Annotated in this window: 15 protein-coding genes; 9 read left to right on the forward strand and 6 right to left on the reverse strand. The window is 38.7% G+C overall.

Annotation, left to right across the window (positions count from 1 at the left end; translation table 11 throughout):
* Positions 1–1145: 1145 nt before the first annotated feature.
* A complete protein-coding gene (locus tag H7U17_RS16275; RefSeq protein ID WP_186757820.1) occupies positions 1146–2168 on the reverse strand; it encodes a HEPN domain-containing protein in 1023 nt (340 codons plus the stop codon).
* Positions 2169–2952: 784 nt separating this feature from the next.
* Between H7U17_RS16275 and H7U17_RS16280 the strand changes: the two genes are divergently transcribed.
* From H7U17_RS16280 to H7U17_RS16295, 4 genes are all read left to right on the forward strand, one after another.
* The gene (locus H7U17_RS16280) at positions 2953–3381 is read left to right on the forward strand and encodes a helix-turn-helix domain-containing protein (protein WP_186757821.1); all 429 of its coding nucleotides are present in this window, start codon (positions 2953–2955) and stop codon (positions 3379–3381) included.
* A gap of 847 nt (positions 3382–4228) precedes the next feature.
* On the forward strand, positions 4229–4693 hold the full coding sequence (locus tag H7U17_RS16285; RefSeq protein WP_186757822.1) for a hypothetical protein: 465 nt from the start codon (positions 4229–4231) through the stop codon (positions 4691–4693).
* A 1117-nt stretch (positions 4694–5810) separates the two neighbouring features.
* A complete protein-coding gene (locus H7U17_RS16290) occupies positions 5811–6575 on the forward strand; it encodes a hypothetical protein (RefSeq protein WP_186757823.1) in 765 nt (254 codons plus the stop codon).
* A 215-nt stretch (positions 6576–6790) separates the two neighbouring features.
* Complete coding sequence (locus tag H7U17_RS16295; RefSeq protein ID WP_186757824.1) at positions 6791–7546, forward strand: sulfite exporter TauE/SafE family protein; 756 nt, start codon at positions 6791–6793, stop codon at positions 7544–7546.
* A 132-nt stretch (positions 7547–7678) separates the two neighbouring features.
* Here the strand turns inward: H7U17_RS16295 and H7U17_RS16300 are convergent, their stop codons facing one another.
* Both H7U17_RS16300 and H7U17_RS16305 read right to left on the reverse strand, forming a co-directional pair.
* Positions 7679–8140, reverse strand: coding sequence for a carboxymuconolactone decarboxylase family protein (locus tag H7U17_RS16300; protein ID WP_317172753.1), 462 nt, complete (start codon positions 8138–8140; stop codon positions 7679–7681).
* A 62-nt stretch (positions 8141–8202) separates the two neighbouring features.
* On the reverse strand, positions 8203–8799 hold the full coding sequence (locus H7U17_RS16305; RefSeq protein WP_222439223.1) for a Crp/Fnr family transcriptional regulator: 597 nt from the start codon (positions 8797–8799) through the stop codon (positions 8203–8205).
* 253 nt (positions 8800–9052) lie between these two features.
* On the opposite strand from H7U17_RS16305, the gene H7U17_RS16310 reads away from it, so the two are divergent.
* A complete protein-coding gene (locus H7U17_RS16310) occupies positions 9053–10345 on the forward strand; it encodes a lamin tail domain-containing protein (protein ID WP_186757825.1) in 1293 nt (430 codons plus the stop codon).
* Between the two features lie 189 nt (positions 10346–10534).
* Here H7U17_RS16310 and H7U17_RS16315 read toward each other — a convergent pair whose 3' ends face one another.
* The gene (locus H7U17_RS16315; RefSeq protein ID WP_186757826.1) at positions 10535–11956 is read right to left on the reverse strand and encodes a hypothetical protein; all 1422 of its coding nucleotides are present in this window, start codon (positions 11954–11956) and stop codon (positions 10535–10537) included.
* A gap of 495 nt (positions 11957–12451) precedes the next feature.
* Here H7U17_RS16315 and H7U17_RS16320 point away from each other — a divergent pair, with 495 nt between their 5' ends.
* Both H7U17_RS16320 and H7U17_RS16325 read left to right on the forward strand, forming a co-directional pair.
* Positions 12452–13324, forward strand: a complete 873-nt coding sequence (locus H7U17_RS16320) for an alpha/beta hydrolase family esterase (protein WP_186757827.1) — start codon at positions 12452–12454, stop codon at positions 13322–13324.
* Positions 13325–13493: 169 nt separating this feature from the next.
* Complete coding sequence (locus H7U17_RS16325; RefSeq protein ID WP_186757828.1) at positions 13494–14513, forward strand: zinc-dependent alcohol dehydrogenase; 1020 nt, start codon at positions 13494–13496, stop codon at positions 14511–14513.
* A gap of 184 nt (positions 14514–14697) precedes the next feature.
* Here the strand turns inward: H7U17_RS16325 and H7U17_RS16330 are convergent, their stop codons facing one another.
* Complete coding sequence (locus tag H7U17_RS16330) at positions 14698–14964, reverse strand: hypothetical protein (protein ID WP_186757829.1); 267 nt, start codon at positions 14962–14964, stop codon at positions 14698–14700.
* A 197-nt stretch (positions 14965–15161) separates the two neighbouring features.
* On the opposite strand from H7U17_RS16330, the gene H7U17_RS16335 reads away from it, so the two are divergent.
* Positions 15162–15500, forward strand: a complete 339-nt coding sequence (locus H7U17_RS16335; RefSeq protein ID WP_186757830.1) for a zinc ribbon domain-containing protein YjdM — start codon at positions 15162–15164, stop codon at positions 15498–15500.
* A gap of 72 nt (positions 15501–15572) precedes the next feature.
* Here the strand turns inward: H7U17_RS16335 and H7U17_RS16340 are convergent, their stop codons facing one another.
* Entirely contained in the window at positions 15573–16076 is a 504-nt protein-coding gene (locus H7U17_RS16340; protein ID WP_186757831.1) for a hypothetical protein, read from the reverse strand.
* 314 nt (positions 16077–16390) lie between these two features.
* Here H7U17_RS16340 and H7U17_RS16345 point away from each other — a divergent pair, with 314 nt between their 5' ends.
* The gene (locus H7U17_RS16345) at positions 16391–16741 is read left to right on the forward strand and encodes a hypothetical protein (protein ID WP_186757832.1); all 351 of its coding nucleotides are present in this window, start codon (positions 16391–16393) and stop codon (positions 16739–16741) included.
* Positions 16742–16806 lie beyond the last annotated feature (65 nt).

Here is a 16806-nt window from a genome sequence, read left to right on the forward strand (position 1 = left end):
ATGGCTCTACATTCATAGTCAAAGCAATTTAGATAAAGTTTATCAGGTCTAAGTTTGGTTCTAGTATTATTTGAAAGCTCACTCAATCTGATTTTACTAATACCCGTTTTTCTAGAAACATCAGATCGTTTGACCGACTTTTTTGGAAAAAGCTTTCATAAGTCTGTCATTAATTATTCTACAAAATTTATCCGAAAATATATATTTATCATCCGAAAATCTAAAATTATTGAAATAAGTGATAAAATTAATTTTGCACACAATTATGATTATATAAGGTGAATTTTACTAACTAGAAGAGTAAATGATACTAATTTTTAGTATTCCTTGAAATATGAACCATTAACTAATTTTTTTAATTGCCATAATTATTTCGGTTTACGTTTAGTTAACTAAATCTCAAAACTATCCAATACAACCCCATCCCACAATACCCCATCTAGGGTATTTTTTAAGTAAAAAGGTGAAAAATAACCTATGTATTCACTATAGTGCAAGCAATCAAATTCGTTAAGTTTTTATTTCTGTCCTTTTCCATTGATGAAAAGGACCAAAAATCTAGTCCTGTGGTATGATTTTTAAATTGGGAATAACAAGTACTATAAAGAAGACAAAACATTACCCAATTTAATTTAAGTGAACTGTTCCGGTCTAAAAATGAATGGATCTCGCTGTTTCACTACGCGAGCTAATTCATTTTCTTAACGACCTACTCATTTCACTTAAACTAATCATACCAAGGGACATCCTTATCTATTAAAATCATTCTTTGCTTTTTTTTTAGTTAAAACCTGTGGTAGTCAGATTGTTTTAGTACCCTTAATGTCTATTCTAATGTGTTTGTAGGCTATTCTATAACTAGATAAATTATTAACTGTGATTCAGTATGTTGTCCTAATCTCTCTATGTAGCGTTGTGTAAACGCTAGGATTTAAAGAGTCCTCGTTGCAAACGAGGACTAGGGATTGCACAAACGAGGGCTAGATTGCGAAGCAATCTTGTCTTAAATTACCACAACAAACACATCCTTTTTATGAGATTCCCACGGCTTTCCTCCCGCAATCCTTCTCCAAGCCTCGGAATGACGTATTTATTAAACCGGCCTGAAATTACAAGATATTAGAACCGAAAGTATAGATCGTAACCTATAACCGATCAAAAATGGGTTGCAGGGTTTTATCGTGATGGCTTTGGCAGAGTTGGTGGATGCGCTCTGCCCGCTCGAAAAGGATATTGGCCATTTCTTCTTCTACCACAAAATTCACTTGATAGCGGGCCTTGCAGTAGGCATCTTCCAGGGTCTGGAGCAGTTTGACCTCATCTGGACTGTCCTGAGGGAATACTCCTGCCAACTCTGGAATGTATTTGCGGCAGGTGCGTAGCAAGATCCTGATTTCATGGGTTTTCTTGGCATGGTTCTCCCAACCGTGCACCAAGGACCTGAGCCAAAGCTCCAATGCCTGATGGATAAAGAAGGCCGAAAGTGTCCATTCCCTTTGCTTTCTTAATACCTTTACCTGTTCCCAAAAGCTGTCCCCAGTCTCCCATCCCACCAAGATGCGTTCCCGGGCTTCCCAAATGGCATTCTTAAGGGTTTCTTCCTCAATTATGGGTAGTTCCATACTGCCTTCTCTAAGATAGATCAATCGGTCTTGGTTCAGGAAATACTGGAAAAACAGGTTGCCATTCCTCAATTCCTGCTTCAAGTAGGAACGGTTGATCGGAAATATATACAGTTCCTGCTTTCCCAAGGCCAAAAAGCTCAGCAGTCCTTTGTAGATTTCCATGACTTGTGCATTGGTACTGCGGATCATGATATAGATTTCCTTGCGGTTGATCTCTTCGCTTCCATCCATGGCAGGTAAATCGAACAGGTAGATCCGGTCTGGTTCCAAAATGATCTTGATGGCAGTCACCAATTGCTTAAAGTATTCATCAGGCGCCTGGACCTTTGGTTGATTTTTATAGTCGCCTTCCTCCTTTTCCCTGATGGCTTGATTACCGAGGAAGTCACATAAGCTTTCATAAAAATCCAGCATGTCCTTATCCTCTTGATTATCGGTGGATCGGTATGGGGAAATGTTCCAGTGCTTGTACAATTCCCAGAGTTTGGCTTTGCTGGCTTCAAGATGGGAAGGGGTTTCGAGAAGTTCTTTTGTTGTGGTCATAAAAAGTAGGGTTTGGTTTTATGTTAAGGTTATAGAGAACTTTTGTTTTAAATAAGCTCTTTTCTTAGCTATCTTCTTCTACTTTTTTCCATTGATGAAAAAAGTAGGCAAACCTGCCTGCCGGCAGGCAGGAAATCTAGGCCCCGATAGTGATCGGGGCAGGCTCTGTGGAGACTTCTTCAAATTGAGCTGATTACGGTTTCGATAACATTCCTATTACCCAATTTGATTTTGAAAAATTGCTTCAGGTTAAAAATGAGTGGATCTTGCTCGCCCGCTTCGCAAGCTAACTCATTTTCTTAACACCTTCCACAATTGTTCAAAACCGGATATTCCAAGGGCCGACTTTTTGGTTCCAGTATAAATATTCTAACTGGCTATGTTTACTTGCATGATTCCAGATAGTCAAAGTGAACTGTTACGTTCTAAAAATGAATGGATCTTTTTGTTTCACGACGCGAGCTAATTCATTTTCTTAACTCCCTCCGCAACCATTCCAAAACCGAATGCTCCAAGGGCCGGAATTTTTATTATTATAGCTCATCATTTCCTCAAGATCCATTGTATTATGCTTCTAGCCTATTCTATAACTGGATAAATTATTCGCTATTTATCAGTATGTTATGATAGTCACCCTATATAGCGTTGTGTCAACGCAGTGATTTAGAAGTCCTCGGTACAAAGGAGGACTAGCGATTGCTTTTATTTGTTCATCTTCTTTTTCTGCTTTCCAAATTCGGGCTTTTTGTTTAACTTGTAGTTTAGTTTTTTAGTAACCAAGATTATGACAAATTCAAGTTCCCGAACTATCCACCAAGGACGAAATATCAAGCGTTTCCGTGAAATGCTGGGCATCAAGCAGGATGCGCTGGCCCATGAACTGGGTGATGACTGGTCCCAAAAGAAAATCTCTTTGCTGGAGCAAAAGGAAACCATAGAGGAAGATATTCTGCGTCAGGTATCTGACATCCTACATATCCCTGTGGAAGCCTTCCAAAATTTTGATGAGGAACAGGCAGTGAATATTATTTCGAATACTTTTAATGATCGAGCTTTTGAAAATGCTTTTGCTAACAATTGTACTTTCAACATAAATCCTATAGAAGAAATGAAGAAACTCCACGAGGAGAAAATTGCTCTTTATGAAAGGATGTTGAAGGAGAAAGATGAGATGATGGCGAGGTTAGAGAGGTTGATTGAAGTTAAAAGATAAAGGGTTTAAGCAGCTATATTTCATTTAATCTGTTGCTCTAGTTCTAATTTTGATAAATCCTATTTTTGAAATAATATTTCAAAATCTAGTAATAGAAAGTATTTTCTGATCTTAACTCTTCATTTCTTTTATTCAGAGTATATGTTTATTAAAGGCCTTCATGAATGCTACGCATTTATCTTAGATGAAAAGAAACGAAGCAAAGAAAAATCAAGACACAGCTAAAGCTTCTTCCCACAAGGCCCACGCTGGCCCGCAGCTGTGTCGACCTCCCCGCAATAAAACATCTTTCAAAAAATCCTACTTAACTAACTATCACATCGATTTAGCTCAATTTTCTTAAAACCGGCCCCAGCCAAGGGCCACCTTTCCATACTGGCCCCACATTCTATTAATTAATCTATTAAAGATCGCAATAATTTTTCTTCATTATTAATCAGGACAAACATCATTCAAAGAGGACTTTTCAGGAAGAGTATAGATAGTTTTTGAGGAAATATAATGTGCAATATGATGAAAGGTATGTTTGGGACTGAGTTGGTCCCTTTGCTCTCGCCCCTTTGGAGCTTTGTCGTAGGAATGAATCTCTATCGCAGGGCTTTGCCCTCCGCTAGGGATTTCGCTCCTTTGGAGCTATGCCTATAAATTAGAGATTTTCTATTTATGGAAAAGGGGAAAATGATATCCCTCCATCGCACTTATGGAATTAAAATTGATAATTTTAATGAGTTATCAGCATTAACCGCATCTAATCAACTCTCTTCCTAAATTCTAAAACATCCCTTTTTAGAATACTTTATCCCACAGTCAGTTAAGATCTTCATAGCCTATACTAAAATCTACCGCTATGAAAAAGAAGAAATCTAAAGTAAAACTTGTGGAGCAATATGCTGAGTATGCAGAGATCGGTGATAGGTATACTTCCAGATGGAGAAAGTTGGACCTGTTGATCCCCAGTAATTTTAGGATGCTATGTGCCATCCTCCAAGTCAAACCTGAAAAGATACTGATGGATTTTATGTGGATGTTGTGCTATAGTAATAAGGATGCGACGGAAAAGCAGATAAAACCTGCACAGCAGTTTTTTCTTTCCTGCCGTTTTGGCCAGCCCTCCTATTCCAAGAAGGATATCAAGCAGCTATTTGCAGAGTTAAAGGCTGTCCGGACGGTCTATAATACCACGAAGAAAATGGATATGGAAGACAAGGAATTGTTTTGGAAAAGTAACCATATGTATATCGAGTTCTGGTTTAAGCGTTGGTTTGAGAAGAATGCCCGAAAGGATGATATTTCTGTTTTGGAGGAGTATTGATTTTTATACTCCGATCAAGGAGGCTAAGCCTCTAGTTTATTTGGTCCCGCAGTGCAACTGGCGGGACAATAGAGAAGCAATTCCGTCTTTCGAATATGAGATTGCCGCGCCCTCCTCCGGTCGGGCTCGCAATGACGTAATTAAATTCATCCCACTTTATATTTGCGCGTGCTGGTTCCCCCTTTAGGGGGTTAGGGGTGTATTTGGAATAGTGATGTAGGTATCCTTTGTTTAAGGTGATAGGTAAAGAAGAGGCTAAGCCTCTAGTTTAATTTGGTCCCGCAGTGGAACTGACGGGACAACGGAGAGGGTGAAATCTTACTTAGAGTTAAGTTTGAATCTTGCGAGTAGATTGTGTCTTCCGTTAAGATGAGATCACTTCGCGCTGCTCGTGATGACGTAGTTTATTGAATTTCAGCACTTATTAAATTAGTTGGAACATCGTGTTATAAAAACAGAGCGGTTCCCCCTTCAGGGGGTTAGTGGGTATTTGGAAAGTGATGTAGGTATCCTATGTTTAAGGTGATAGGTAAAGAAGAGGCTAAGCCTCTAGTTTATTTGGTCCCCCAGTGGAACTGGCGGGACAATGGAGAGGGTGAAATCTTACTTAGAGTTAAGTTTGAATCTTGCGAGTAGATTGTGTCTTCCGTTAAGATGAGATCACTTCGCGCTGCTCGTGATGACGTAGTTTATTGAATTTCAGCACTTATTAAATTAGTTGGAACATCGTGTTATAAAAACAGAGCGCTTCCCCCTTCAGGGGGTTAGGGGGTAATTGGAGTAGTGATGTAGGTATCCTTTGTTTAAGGTGATAGGTAAAGAAGAGGCTAAGCCTCTAGTTTATTTGGTCCCGCTGTGGAACTGGCGGGACAACGGGGATGAGATCACTTCGCGCTGCTCGTGATGACGTAGTTTATTGAATTATTCAAACAACTTATAATCAAAACATTAAAAGGTATATACCTTTGGTTTTCTAAGACTTTAGGAGTAGATTACCCTAACTCTTTAATAAAAGAAACACGGCTTAAACACGGGATAAACACGGCTTTAGCTGGGGTTAAATACGGGTTAAACGATAGCCGTTAAAAATGTTAAATTTTATAATTTTTTGAAGATCATGGGAAAATTAACAGGTATTTTGAAATTTGTGGGCTCCTTGAGCGATATCACCGTAGTGAAGCGAGGTGATGAATTTATTGTTAGAAAGAAGAAGCCCAAGATTGGCAAAAAGAAGTACAAAAAGGATCCGTCTTATGCTGAGAGCCGAAAGATGAACGATGAATTCGGCAGGGCTTCCCAACTGGCCTCGGCCTTTCGAAGGGCCTTGGAACCAGAATGTGATGGACTTATGCTCGGTTATCTCCACTCCCGCCTTTCGGCCGCTTTTAGGAAGGTCATGCTTTCAGATCAGGTGAATATACCAGGTAAGCGGAAGTTTTTGGAAGGGGAAATCGAACGTTTACAAGGCTTTGAAATAGCACAAACTCATCAGGTCCGTAGCTGCTATTATGCGCTTCCAAAAACCAATTTAGCCAATGATAGCCCCATGATGAGGTTTGATTTTAGTAAAAGTACAGCACTGATCAAAGATAAAGTTCCCAAGGCAGCCAGTCACTTTGAATTGGTTCCCATGGTCCTAGCTCTGGATGAAAAAATTCCTAGAAATACTCATTTAACCAAAGTAGACCTGGCCTTCCATCGAATGGACAGTAACTTGTCACAGCTTGGAGAGGTCTTTGTCCCCTATCGTCCTCATAAAAACCCAGTGGCCTTGTTTTCTTTACTGAAGCTTACTTTCTTCCAAAAGGTCAATAATGGCTATAATGTGCTGTATGAAGACAGTGGCTGTAGGGTGCTAGGCGTGGATTTTTTGAAGTCGTAAAACATCGGTTGAAAAAGATAGGATTCAATATTTTCCATTCCTGGGTGTAGTATATACTACACCCAGGAATCGTCCCAGGAATCGTCTTCCTCCTTCGAATACGAGATTCCAATTAATTTCCGATTTAAGCTAGCTAAGTTCGCCGGTCTTCCGGCTCTTTTTTTTTATGTTTGCGGGATTGAATAGATTTTGTCATTCCCTTTTGACCACCATTTATGTTTTTATCCCTTATCTCAGAAATAAGTACCGCTTCATGGATTCTAAGTTTTTTAGCCGCTTTTGTGATCGGATTGTCCAAAGCCGGAATCAAAGGAATAGCGGTCATCAATGTGATTTTTATGGCCATCGCCTTCGAAGCTAAACAATCCACTGGCATCGTATTGCCCCTTTTGATAGTGGCAGATGTATTTGCGGTGATCTATTATAATCGACATACCCAATGGAAATACGTGGCCAAATTTCTTCCCTGGATGATATTGGGAATTGTGCTGGGAAGCTGGTTCGGTATGGACCTTCCTGAGCAAACCTTTAAAATCATTATGGCCATTATCATCTTCCTTACCGTAATCTTTATCGTCTGGTGGGATCAAAAAAAGGTAAAAGATGTACCCACTCACTGGGCTTTCGCAAGTGGTGTTGGGACCTTGGCTGGCTTTACTACCATGGTCGGTAACTTGGCCGGCCCAATATCCAATATTTACTTTTTAGCCATGCGACTGCCCAAAAATCAATTTATAGGAACCGCTGCCTGGCTTTTTATGATTATCAATGTGTTCAAATTACCCTTTCACTTCTTTGTCTGGAATACCATTACAGCAGAAACACTCCTACTCGATCTGAAATTGATCCCAGGAATAATTCTCGGATTTATATTAGGAATCAAGATCGTTAAAATAATCGACGAGGCCTTTTTTAGAAAAATGATTTTGGTATTAACAGCCTTGGGAGCTATTGTTATTTTGTTTAAATAAGCGATGCTGGTTAGAAAAGGTTACAAGGTGTAGTAAATACTACTCCTAGTAAAAGTTTAGCATATGCCGTTATACTGGTTGTAGCATATGCTACAACCAGTAATAATAAATCACTATACCCAGTATTGGCTTTTAAACTGGAAAATTATATTCCTCCATAATAGACTTTGAAGTGCTTACTGAAATCCTATTCCACGCATTAATGGTAACCACAGCCATAATTATCTGCGCTATATAATTCCCATCAAACCGTTCAATGGCTTTCTCATAGGTTTCATCTGTAAGGCCTTTCTGATGGATCAGGGTAACTTCCTCTGTCATTTTAAGAATCAGTTTTTCCTCCTCGCTAAAGAGATCAGACTCGTTCCAGGCATTGAGTAGAAATAGCCTCTGAGCTGTCTCTCCATCGCGCAATGCTTCTTTGGTATGCATATCTATACAAAAGGCACAGCCATTGAGTTGCGAAGCCCTAACATAAATCAAATGCTTGTGACGGACATTTAAACTACTCACTTTTAGATAGTTTTCCAACCTGAACATGCCTTTATAAGCATCAGGTTCTATTGATTCAATTTGAATTCTGCTTTTCATCATATCTTTTGTTTTTGTCTATGACAAAGCTATGGGGCATGATGGTGATAAGTCCTTAAACTGGTTTAAGAAAGTTGTTTCCTGCGTATTTCGCTCACATATTCCGGTGTTAATCCCAAATAGGAAGCAATGAGGTATTGGGGTACCCGTTGTTCGAAATCAGGAAAATTTCTAGTAAAATGTAAATAGATTTCTTCCTTTGACAGTCCAAATTGGTATTTTATTCGCATTAATGAGGCTCCATAGGCTATCTGAAGCATTTTTCTAAAATACTTTTCCATTTTTGGAAACTTTAGGAGGAGTTGTTCCTGGCTTGAATGATCAATGCTGAGTACGGTAGCGGGTTCTACCGATTGGATAAAAAACTCCGTTTTTTGGCCCTTACCTAAAGCCAAATAATCCGTCATCCACCAGTTTTCTATGGCCAACTGAACGGTTTGCTTAGCCCCACATGTATCGATAAAGTACATATTCAAACAGCCATGAATGACAAAAAAATGCTGATCGCATAATGTATTGGCAAGCATCAAATGCTCCTTTTTCTTTACTTTGAGGGTTTTGAATGCCTGCAGGATTTCTTCAAAATCATCATTACTCATATCGGTGAACCGATTTATATGGCGCAATAAAGGGTGCATGGTATGGGGATTATTCTGATTCATCAATTATAAATTTAAGCACGAACCTATAGATTATATACATTTTCATTCCCAAATAATTCTTGACCTCTCCCCTTTCCTAGCTGGCTATTAAAATTTCGAAAACTATTTTGCTTAAACCAAAACTAAAACAGTTATATGAAAGGCTAAAAGTAAAAATCAAGCAGATTGCCTGTATATTACTCCCTGAGAATTGGGAGAATTAAGCCCAAAGACTTAACTTAATTATGTTCAAAATGGATTAAAAACTTTTGCCATGAAGACCACACTTACTTTTATCTTGTTCTTGTTCGCCACCTACACTTTTGCCCAGGACTTAAGCGTATACCATATAGACGTGAATCAGGCATCAGCCACCTTATTTGTTACCGATACTGGGGAAAGCCTCTTGATAGATTGCGGGCTATCCGGTGGGGCCGAAGCGGTATTTGCAGCCATGCAGGCAGCTGGCATCAGCCAAATTGATCAATATATCACCACCCATTACCATGATGATCATTATGGAGGGATTGACAACCTGATTCTTGACTATCAGGTACCTGTCATTCAAGCTTATGACCGGGGAGATAAAGGGCTATTGGGTGCTGACAAATTGAGCTCAAATTCTTATCAAGCTTATGATTTGGCCATTGGAAACAGGGCCACTCCACTACGTGCTGGTCAGGAATTCCAATTGTCAGATCTCCGTGTCCTTTGTGTAGCATCCGGAGGATCCGTTATTGGGGATAATCAAAGCATTGGTACGGATGAAAATGACCTTAGTATTGCCCTATTGATCAATTTTAGGGGTTTTATGTATTTTGTTGGTGGCGATATCCATGATACCGTAGAAAACCGTCTGGCCGAATTGAACTTGGTTCAAGATGTTGATGTATACTTGGCCAACCACCATGGTTCAAAAACCAGTTCCTCCTCTTCCTTGCTTGATGATATGAAACCTTCGGTCATCGTTATCTCCAACGGAAATAACAATAGGTATGGCCACCCGCAGCAAAGTTCCTTGGATAGGATGCAATCCATGAACCCAGCTCCTGAAATCTTTCAGATCAATAAGTTCTTGGGCAATAAGGAAGGTGGTACCAATATTTCGGATGAATTCATCGCTGATTTGGATCCAGATGGTTATGAAGGCACCATTAAAATCATTTTGGAGGGTGATGAATATACCCTTTCATTTGGAAATACCCAGCATGAATTCAATGTAAAAAATCCCCTTGAGGCTGTTGGAAGCCCAGCGCTGTTTATCCATAGCCTTATTCCTGATCCATTGGGCAATGACCTGGAAAATGAATCCGTTACCCTTCTGAACGCCTCTCCAAACACCGTGGACCTTGAGGGCTGGCGGCTTAGGGATGCCAGCAGCAGAAATTGGTTGCTCAATGGAAGTATCGCCTCAGGTCAACAGCTGACCATAAGTAGGAACGGCCAATCCATGAGTCTGAACAATGAAGGCGACCTAATAGAACTCATCAACCCCATTGGAGACATTGTGGATTCCTTTCGGTATTTGGGTGCCGTACCAAATGCTACCATTCAAACTGGCCATTGAATTTAAGTCGATTAGTTATTTAAGCAGTAGCCAATTGCTTTTTGGTTGAAGCCTTGAAAACGCTAGGATCAAAAAGTCATGATAGTAATCAAATACTGGGTGTAGCATATGCTACACCCAGTAATCGATTTAAAACCCAGTAATCGGTTCAAAACTAGTAGTAATTATCCCCATATGTCCAAATCAATACTATTGTTGTTCTAGATAGGCCTTAATACCAGTGGTATCCACATTCCCCTGAATAGACCAAGCAAAGTCAAGCAATAATTGTCCATCAAATATTTTATCTGATCGGCTCACATAAGAATTGCCCACATAAGGTGTTTTGGAGATGGAAGAAGTTGATAGTCCATCAGGGTTTACTGAAGCCATTCGGTGACAACTCATACAGTTGGTCCTTACCCCAGCATAAGTATCTATTTTGCCTCCTTCAGTATCAACAAAGCTGATGGCATCATCAAAAACCTTTGGTCCAAAACCTGCCTCCAAATAGGGGTTAAAAGCATAATTGGGAGTTCCAGAGATATTTTGTCCTGAATAAGGTTCATTTGGGTCTACCATATAATAGGCCACAGACATCGCATAATGGCGGGCTGCCCCCTCCAATTCATCGGGCCTTGCATCAGCAATAGATTTTGAACTGGGAGCTGATGGATTATCAGGCTCTGGACTCCACCAAAATGTCTGCCAGGTCCAATTGGTAATTTCTCTAGAAGTTACATGCATCCCTACTAATATAGCTATATCACCGGGCTTAGCATTGAACTGATTTCCAGTATTTTCCGAAAACTCTTCATTTAGAAAATAAGCATCTTCATCATTTAATTTAAAGTGAATAAAATCCTCCAAAGGGTAAACATCATTTTCCCCGTTTACATTATTGTCCACATCAACGGTTACATAGCTTCCCCAGTCTTTTTCAGGAAAAGCAGCCAATGAATCTATGGTACCAGGCCAAGTAGCTATGTCAAACTGCCTTTCTCCCCCGGATGTAGGTAGCAGCTTAAATACAGGTTTGATGGTAATGGCATCTGTCGGAAAAAAAGGAATCTCCGTTCTGTTTTCCTTTTTGGCCATATCGTACAAGGTGGTGGCCATAAAGATCTTGTTTTCGATAGCGAATTTGGCTGCTCCTGGGCTATAAGAAACAGATTCGAAAATGCTATCATTCACGGTTTTTTGCTTTGAGGCAAAATGGGTGAATTGATTGGGGACATTCAGATTTGACCGGTTTGACCTTTTGATGGGCTTGTTCTTAATTGAGTCAATCATTTCTTCCGGTGTGAGCCAAGTCTCAAAAACACGCAAATTTCTGGTGTCTCCAGGAATTTTCTGTGATGTCAAAGCAGTGAGACCAGCCCAAATTCCCCAACCATGTAAGTAGATTTTCTCCGTATCCATTTCATGAATCCATTGGTTTAAAATAGTTGAATCTTCCGGAAAGTTAAAACCAGGAATGTTTAACTTGGGAAAATCGGCAGGCACCACATTATCATAAGAAAAACGCATCATGATATTGTCAGAAACATCCTGTTTTTTCTTTTGCTCTTTGCAGGAAAAAAGGATGAGCAGCAAAGCCGCCATTAGGTAATTAGGTAAATTATTTTTCATGGTTATTGTATTTGGTGTAAAAAATTGAATTATATCTTTAAACATATCTCTTCTCCTAGCCTATTCCAACATGACTAAGGAAAGTAACACAAGCTTATGCGTAATAAAATCCCGATGAATATGGGTCCAATTATAATATGACTTATACTAGGTTGGCGCTAATCTCAAAATACCCAATAGCAAAAGCCACTACTGCAAATACTCTACTAAAAAAGGCCTTATTGCTAAGGGTCTTTCACCTTGATAATCAATAGTTTTAAACAAATTTATTATAAAGCTATACAATAAAATTGCTTATTGATATTTTTTTCTAAGTTTTTTACCTTCAAATAACTACCATTGATTTACAGAAATCATTTACTCATTTCATTTCGCTCCATTTTGATGCTTATTAATTTTTTACTTATCTAAGCTATAAGTGTTACTTGCCAATGAATAAAATTTAAATCTAGCCAGTTATAAAATGTCTAAATTATATACCAAATTATATATTCGATGAGCATGTTATTGCAAATAAGTCTCCTATTGATCCTTCAACTTTTTATTCCAACTGATACCAAGCAAAACACGATTTTGATCGATAATATCAGTCGTAGCTATATATTGGACTTGCCCAAAGTTCCTGCTGAAAACATGCCCCTCCTAATCGTCCTCCATGGAGGTTTTGGCAGAGGAAAGCAAGCAGCAGCATCCTATCAACTAAGTCCTATTGCCCATCAAAATAACTATGCGGTGGTCTATCCGGACGGTATTGATCGTAAGGGAAGACTATTGAATATCCGAACTTGGAATGCAGGAGGCTGTTGTGGCTATGCTGCCAAATCAGCTATCAACGATGTAAAATTTATCAGCTTGCTAATCGATAAGTTGGTAAAAGAAGAACATATAAACCCCAATAGGGTTTTCGTTACAGGCATGTCCAATGGAGCAATGATGGCTTATCGATTGGCCTGTGAAATTCCAGAAAAGATCAGGGCCATTGCTCCTGTGGCAGGAGTAATCCTTCCTATCAAAAGCTGTGGATCAGCAGTGCCCATTATCCATTTTCATTCAAAACAAGACCAAAATGTTCCGATTGAGGGAGGAAAAGGAAAAGGACCATCAGGCTTTGAATTTCCTTCTTTGGAAGAAGTCATATCAACTTGGGAAGCTATCAATCAGTGCGAAGAAAGAGAAAACATACAAAATAATGGTTATTCCTTATACCAATGGAATAAAGGTACCGTCCCCATGAAGTATTATATTACAGATGATGGTGGTCATTCATGGCCAGGTGCTGAAGAGAAGTCTTGGAGAAGGGCTGATAATCCCTCTCAAATTTTAGATGCCAACAAGCTAATGTTTGAATTTTTTAATGCACTGCAGTAATTAATAGTACACTTGGAATTATATTGACTCATGTTCAAGCCAAATGCAATCATATTAATGATCTACCAAAACTACTGATATCCAGTAAATAATATATCTATCGTTACAACTCCCCCTCCTCATAATCGTTAATAACGTAATATTTCTTTTAACGTAACCCCTATCGAAAATGAAAAATTCTAATCCCTCAGGAGTATTCCATGCAATACATGATATAAGAGTTGAAGAAATGGACCAACCAGAAATAAGTGCTAATAGTGTTATTGTCAAAGTAGCCAAGACTGGAATTTGTGGTACCGATTTACATATTTATCATGAAGGGCTCGTCCCCAAAGGGTCTGTATTAGGGCATGAATTTTCCGGTGAACTGATAGAAATCGGAAAAGATGTAAAAGATTTAAAAATTGGGGACAGAGTGGTCATAAACCCCATGTATAATGGTGTAGGTTTAGGACTCGCCCCTGGTGGCTTTGCGAATTTTGTTAAAATTGATGGAGCCAAACTGAACCAAAATATATTTAAGATTCCCGATAATATTGATAGTGAAAAAGGAGCATTGATTGAACCCTTATCAGTGGGGCTGGCAGCGATCAATATTACTGATGTTCATCCCCATGACAAAGTACTAGTAACTGGCTGTGGTACCATCGGTTTAGTTACAATTGCGGGGCTAAAAAGCAAAGGCATAGAAAATATTATTGCATCGGATATTAGTTCTAAGCGGCTTGAATTAGCTAAAAAAATGGGAGCAAAACATACCTTCAATCCCACTACGGATGGTGATATAAAAACCTTTGTCAGCCAGACATATGGAGAAGTAGATTCATTAAATTATGCAGGGAAATTACCAAATTTAACAGTGGCATTTGAGTGTTCCGGCGTAAGTGCGTTACTGGCACAAAGTATGGATTTATTGGCTCCAGATGGCAAGCTTACCGTATTGGCTATTTACAGTAAAGATTTAGTCGTGGATCCGAACTTGGTGGTGTACAAACGACTTACTGTAAAGGGATCATTATTCTATAAACCTGAAGATTTTTTGGAGGCAATTGAACTCAGTAGCAAGGGTAAGCTGGATATCTCTCCTCTTGTCACCCATCAATTTCCATTGGCTGAGCTACCAAAAGCATTTGAAACACAAGCCGATGGCTCCAAGTCCGTAAAAGTCCTGGTAGACTGTCAGGAATAATTAATTTTAAAAGATACCATAAAATCCAAACAACAAAACCCGCGTTTAATAGCAGGTTTTGTTGTTATATTTCATAGTTGGAATATTGATCTAATGAAATTTATTCTGAGGCTCAATTAATGAATGGTCAGTCCAAACTCACATCCATCTTTGCTCTTTTTTTATCAGGTCTAATGTCTCAAATCTAATGTCTATTTTCTAAGGCTATCCTGGATTCCGAATACAAATCATATACTGCCACCAATCCTTCCTGTCCAGTATTATTCGGATAGGGCTCATAACCATTAAATTCCTCACGATTTTCTACATAATGAGGCTTATAGGCTTCATCCACCACATTCCAAATAATTAACATATAATTATACCTGATCTTTTTTGCCCGTCCTTCCTCTAACCAATTTTCAAAAAGTTCCTCACTAAGGGCTTTGGGATAATCTGAACCTTCAAACATATGATTTATTGTTGGATATAAAATTTAAACGAAGTTAGTCATCAAAACTTCCATTGCAAAGTAAAATAGTATCAAGTAGGAAGTCTAGCGTATTGAGCAAGAAATGGGTTAAGATGTTTGCTATGTACATCATCAGTTTGCAGGATAAAAACCCAAGATTTCCGTACCTTTGTGGCTCATTAAAACGATACACAAAAATGTCTGAAATAATCCCTTGCCCAAAATGTGGCTGTGAATATACCTATCCAATGGATGCTTTGATGGTTTGTCCAGAATGTGCCCATGAGTGGAATCCTGATGAAAAACAAGAGGAAGAGGCCGGATTGGTCGTGAAAGATGCCAACGGAAACCAATTGAATGATGGTGATAGTATAGTGGTGCTCAGGAATTTGCCAGTTAAAGGTTATCCACAACCGATAAAGGCCGGAACGAAGGTAAAAAATATTCGACTTACTGATGGTGACCATAATATTGATTGTAAGATTGATGGTTTCGGCAGTATGGCCCTGAAGTCAGAATTTGTTAAAAAGGCTTAGTTTAGCCTTGGGTATTGAGTATTGAGAGAGAAGTAACTTGAAACTTACTTGAGATATTAAATGAGATAGCTCTTACTTAGTACTCCGTACTTGATACTCAATATCCATTAACTCCTCCAAAACACTTTGATAATCGTATTGTAAGTCTTCATGGAGGCCAGAAATGAGCTTTTGAATCTTGTTCAACTGCAATTGGTAAAGGTTGCCAATAACCGGATGTTTAAAGTCCAGGTAGCCGTTTTCTTTTAGGCCTCGACAGAAGAACCCAATCAGTTCAATTTGTATCGTTTTATCCTTGGTGAACTTCAGGTATTTGTTCAGCTTTCTTCGGATAGCCTGCGCCGACTTCTTGGCAAAATGGGCATGATCCAGATTGGCATTTTCAAATGCCTGCTGGAGTTCTTCTTCTACCATTTCCTGAAAAAATCCTGGATTCTCCCTTCCATAAACCTTAAAAAATAAAAACTGCTTATTATCCGTAGTGAACTTTGCAGTATCCATCAATAAGGCAATCAAGTCATCCTCTGAAAGATGAGAAAGTTCTTTTTTTATCTGAGCTAGGCTGGGTAGTTTCATGACTTGAATATCAATATTTGACTGCTTATCTGGAAACAAAACTATTGATTATTGATTTAAAGTTTTAATTATGAAGCCATCTTCCAATCTATAAATAATCAAAAGCTTACTCCCTTAATGGTTAAGAACAATAAACCATGTAGACATGAAGAAGTGAAGAACATGAAGAAACTTTTTCCACAACAAAAACTCTAAACCTTATTGCCTCTTAACTTCTTAATGTTTAAAAAATATAAACATGGATACAAGATGAGTTTAAAGACTAAATCAGCATTTTTTTTTTAACTTTAACACTGTCGCTTAACAATAATACCATGCAGGAATCCTGGAAATTCAAATTGCACAATCTCCATTCTGATCAAAAAGATCTGATTAGGGAAATCATCGTTAAAGAGCAAAAGGAATGGGGTATTTTTATTTCCATGTATGCAAAACTGGATGGAGCCATTGCCGAAGATATTTCTTTAGAAGAAATAAAGTCTCTTGGTAAAGAACTCTCAGGAACAATAAAAGTAGGGTTTAATAAGGTATACTATAATGCCTGCCTTAATATTCATGAGCAAGACAAGGACAAAATCAAACTCGATTATCAAATAGATACTGAAAAAGAAGAAATTGTTTTCACAGGTCCTCTGATACCAGAAAGAGGGATGGATGATATTTAGAGGTTAGACACAAGACATTAGACGAAAGACAATAGACTTAATTGGTCACTTTTCAACTCAAAAAT

Origin of the sequence: Echinicola salinicaeni (assembly GCF_014280965.1) — a bacterium.
Lineage (GTDB): Bacteria > Bacteroidota > Bacteroidia > Cytophagales > Cyclobacteriaceae > Echinicola > Echinicola salinicaeni.

Excerpts from the sequence above, each read along its gene's own strand:
- H7U17_RS16275 (WP_186757820.1), bottom strand. The coding sequence starts at position 2,168 with ATGACCACAACAAAAGAACTTCTCGAAACCCCTTCCCATCTTGAAGCC.
- H7U17_RS16280 (WP_186757821.1), top strand. The coding sequence starts at position 2,953 with ATGACAAATTCAAGTTCCCGAACTATCCACCAAGGACGAAATATCAAG.
- H7U17_RS16285 (WP_186757822.1), top strand. The coding sequence starts at position 4,229 with ATGAAAAAGAAGAAATCTAAAGTAAAACTTGTGGAGCAATATGCTGAG.
- H7U17_RS16290 (WP_186757823.1), top strand. The coding sequence starts at position 5,811 with ATGGGAAAATTAACAGGTATTTTGAAATTTGTGGGCTCCTTGAGCGAT.
- H7U17_RS16295 (WP_186757824.1), top strand. The coding sequence starts at position 6,791 with ATGTTTTTATCCCTTATCTCAGAAATAAGTACCGCTTCATGGATTCTA.
- H7U17_RS16300 (WP_317172753.1), bottom strand. The coding sequence starts at position 8,140 with ATGATGAAAAGCAGAATTCAAATTGAATCAATAGAACCTGATGCTTAT.
- H7U17_RS16305 (WP_222439223.1), bottom strand. The coding sequence starts at position 8,799 with ATGAATCAGAATAATCCCCATACCATGCACCCTTTATTGCGCCATATA.
- H7U17_RS16310 (WP_186757825.1), top strand. The coding sequence starts at position 9,053 with ATGAAGACCACACTTACTTTTATCTTGTTCTTGTTCGCCACCTACACT.
- H7U17_RS16315 (WP_186757826.1), bottom strand. The coding sequence starts at position 11,956 with ATGAAAAATAATTTACCTAATTACCTAATGGCGGCTTTGCTGCTCATC.
- H7U17_RS16320 (WP_186757827.1), top strand. The coding sequence starts at position 12,452 with ATGAGCATGTTATTGCAAATAAGTCTCCTATTGATCCTTCAACTTTTT.
- H7U17_RS16325 (WP_186757828.1), top strand. The coding sequence starts at position 13,494 with ATGAAAAATTCTAATCCCTCAGGAGTATTCCATGCAATACATGATATA.
- H7U17_RS16330 (WP_186757829.1), bottom strand. The coding sequence starts at position 14,964 with ATGTTTGAAGGTTCAGATTATCCCAAAGCCCTTAGTGAGGAACTTTTT.
- H7U17_RS16335 (WP_186757830.1), top strand. The coding sequence starts at position 15,162 with ATGTCTGAAATAATCCCTTGCCCAAAATGTGGCTGTGAATATACCTAT.
- H7U17_RS16340 (WP_186757831.1), bottom strand. The coding sequence starts at position 16,076 with ATGAAACTACCCAGCCTAGCTCAGATAAAAAAAGAACTTTCTCATCTT.
- H7U17_RS16345 (WP_186757832.1), top strand. The coding sequence starts at position 16,391 with ATGCAGGAATCCTGGAAATTCAAATTGCACAATCTCCATTCTGATCAA.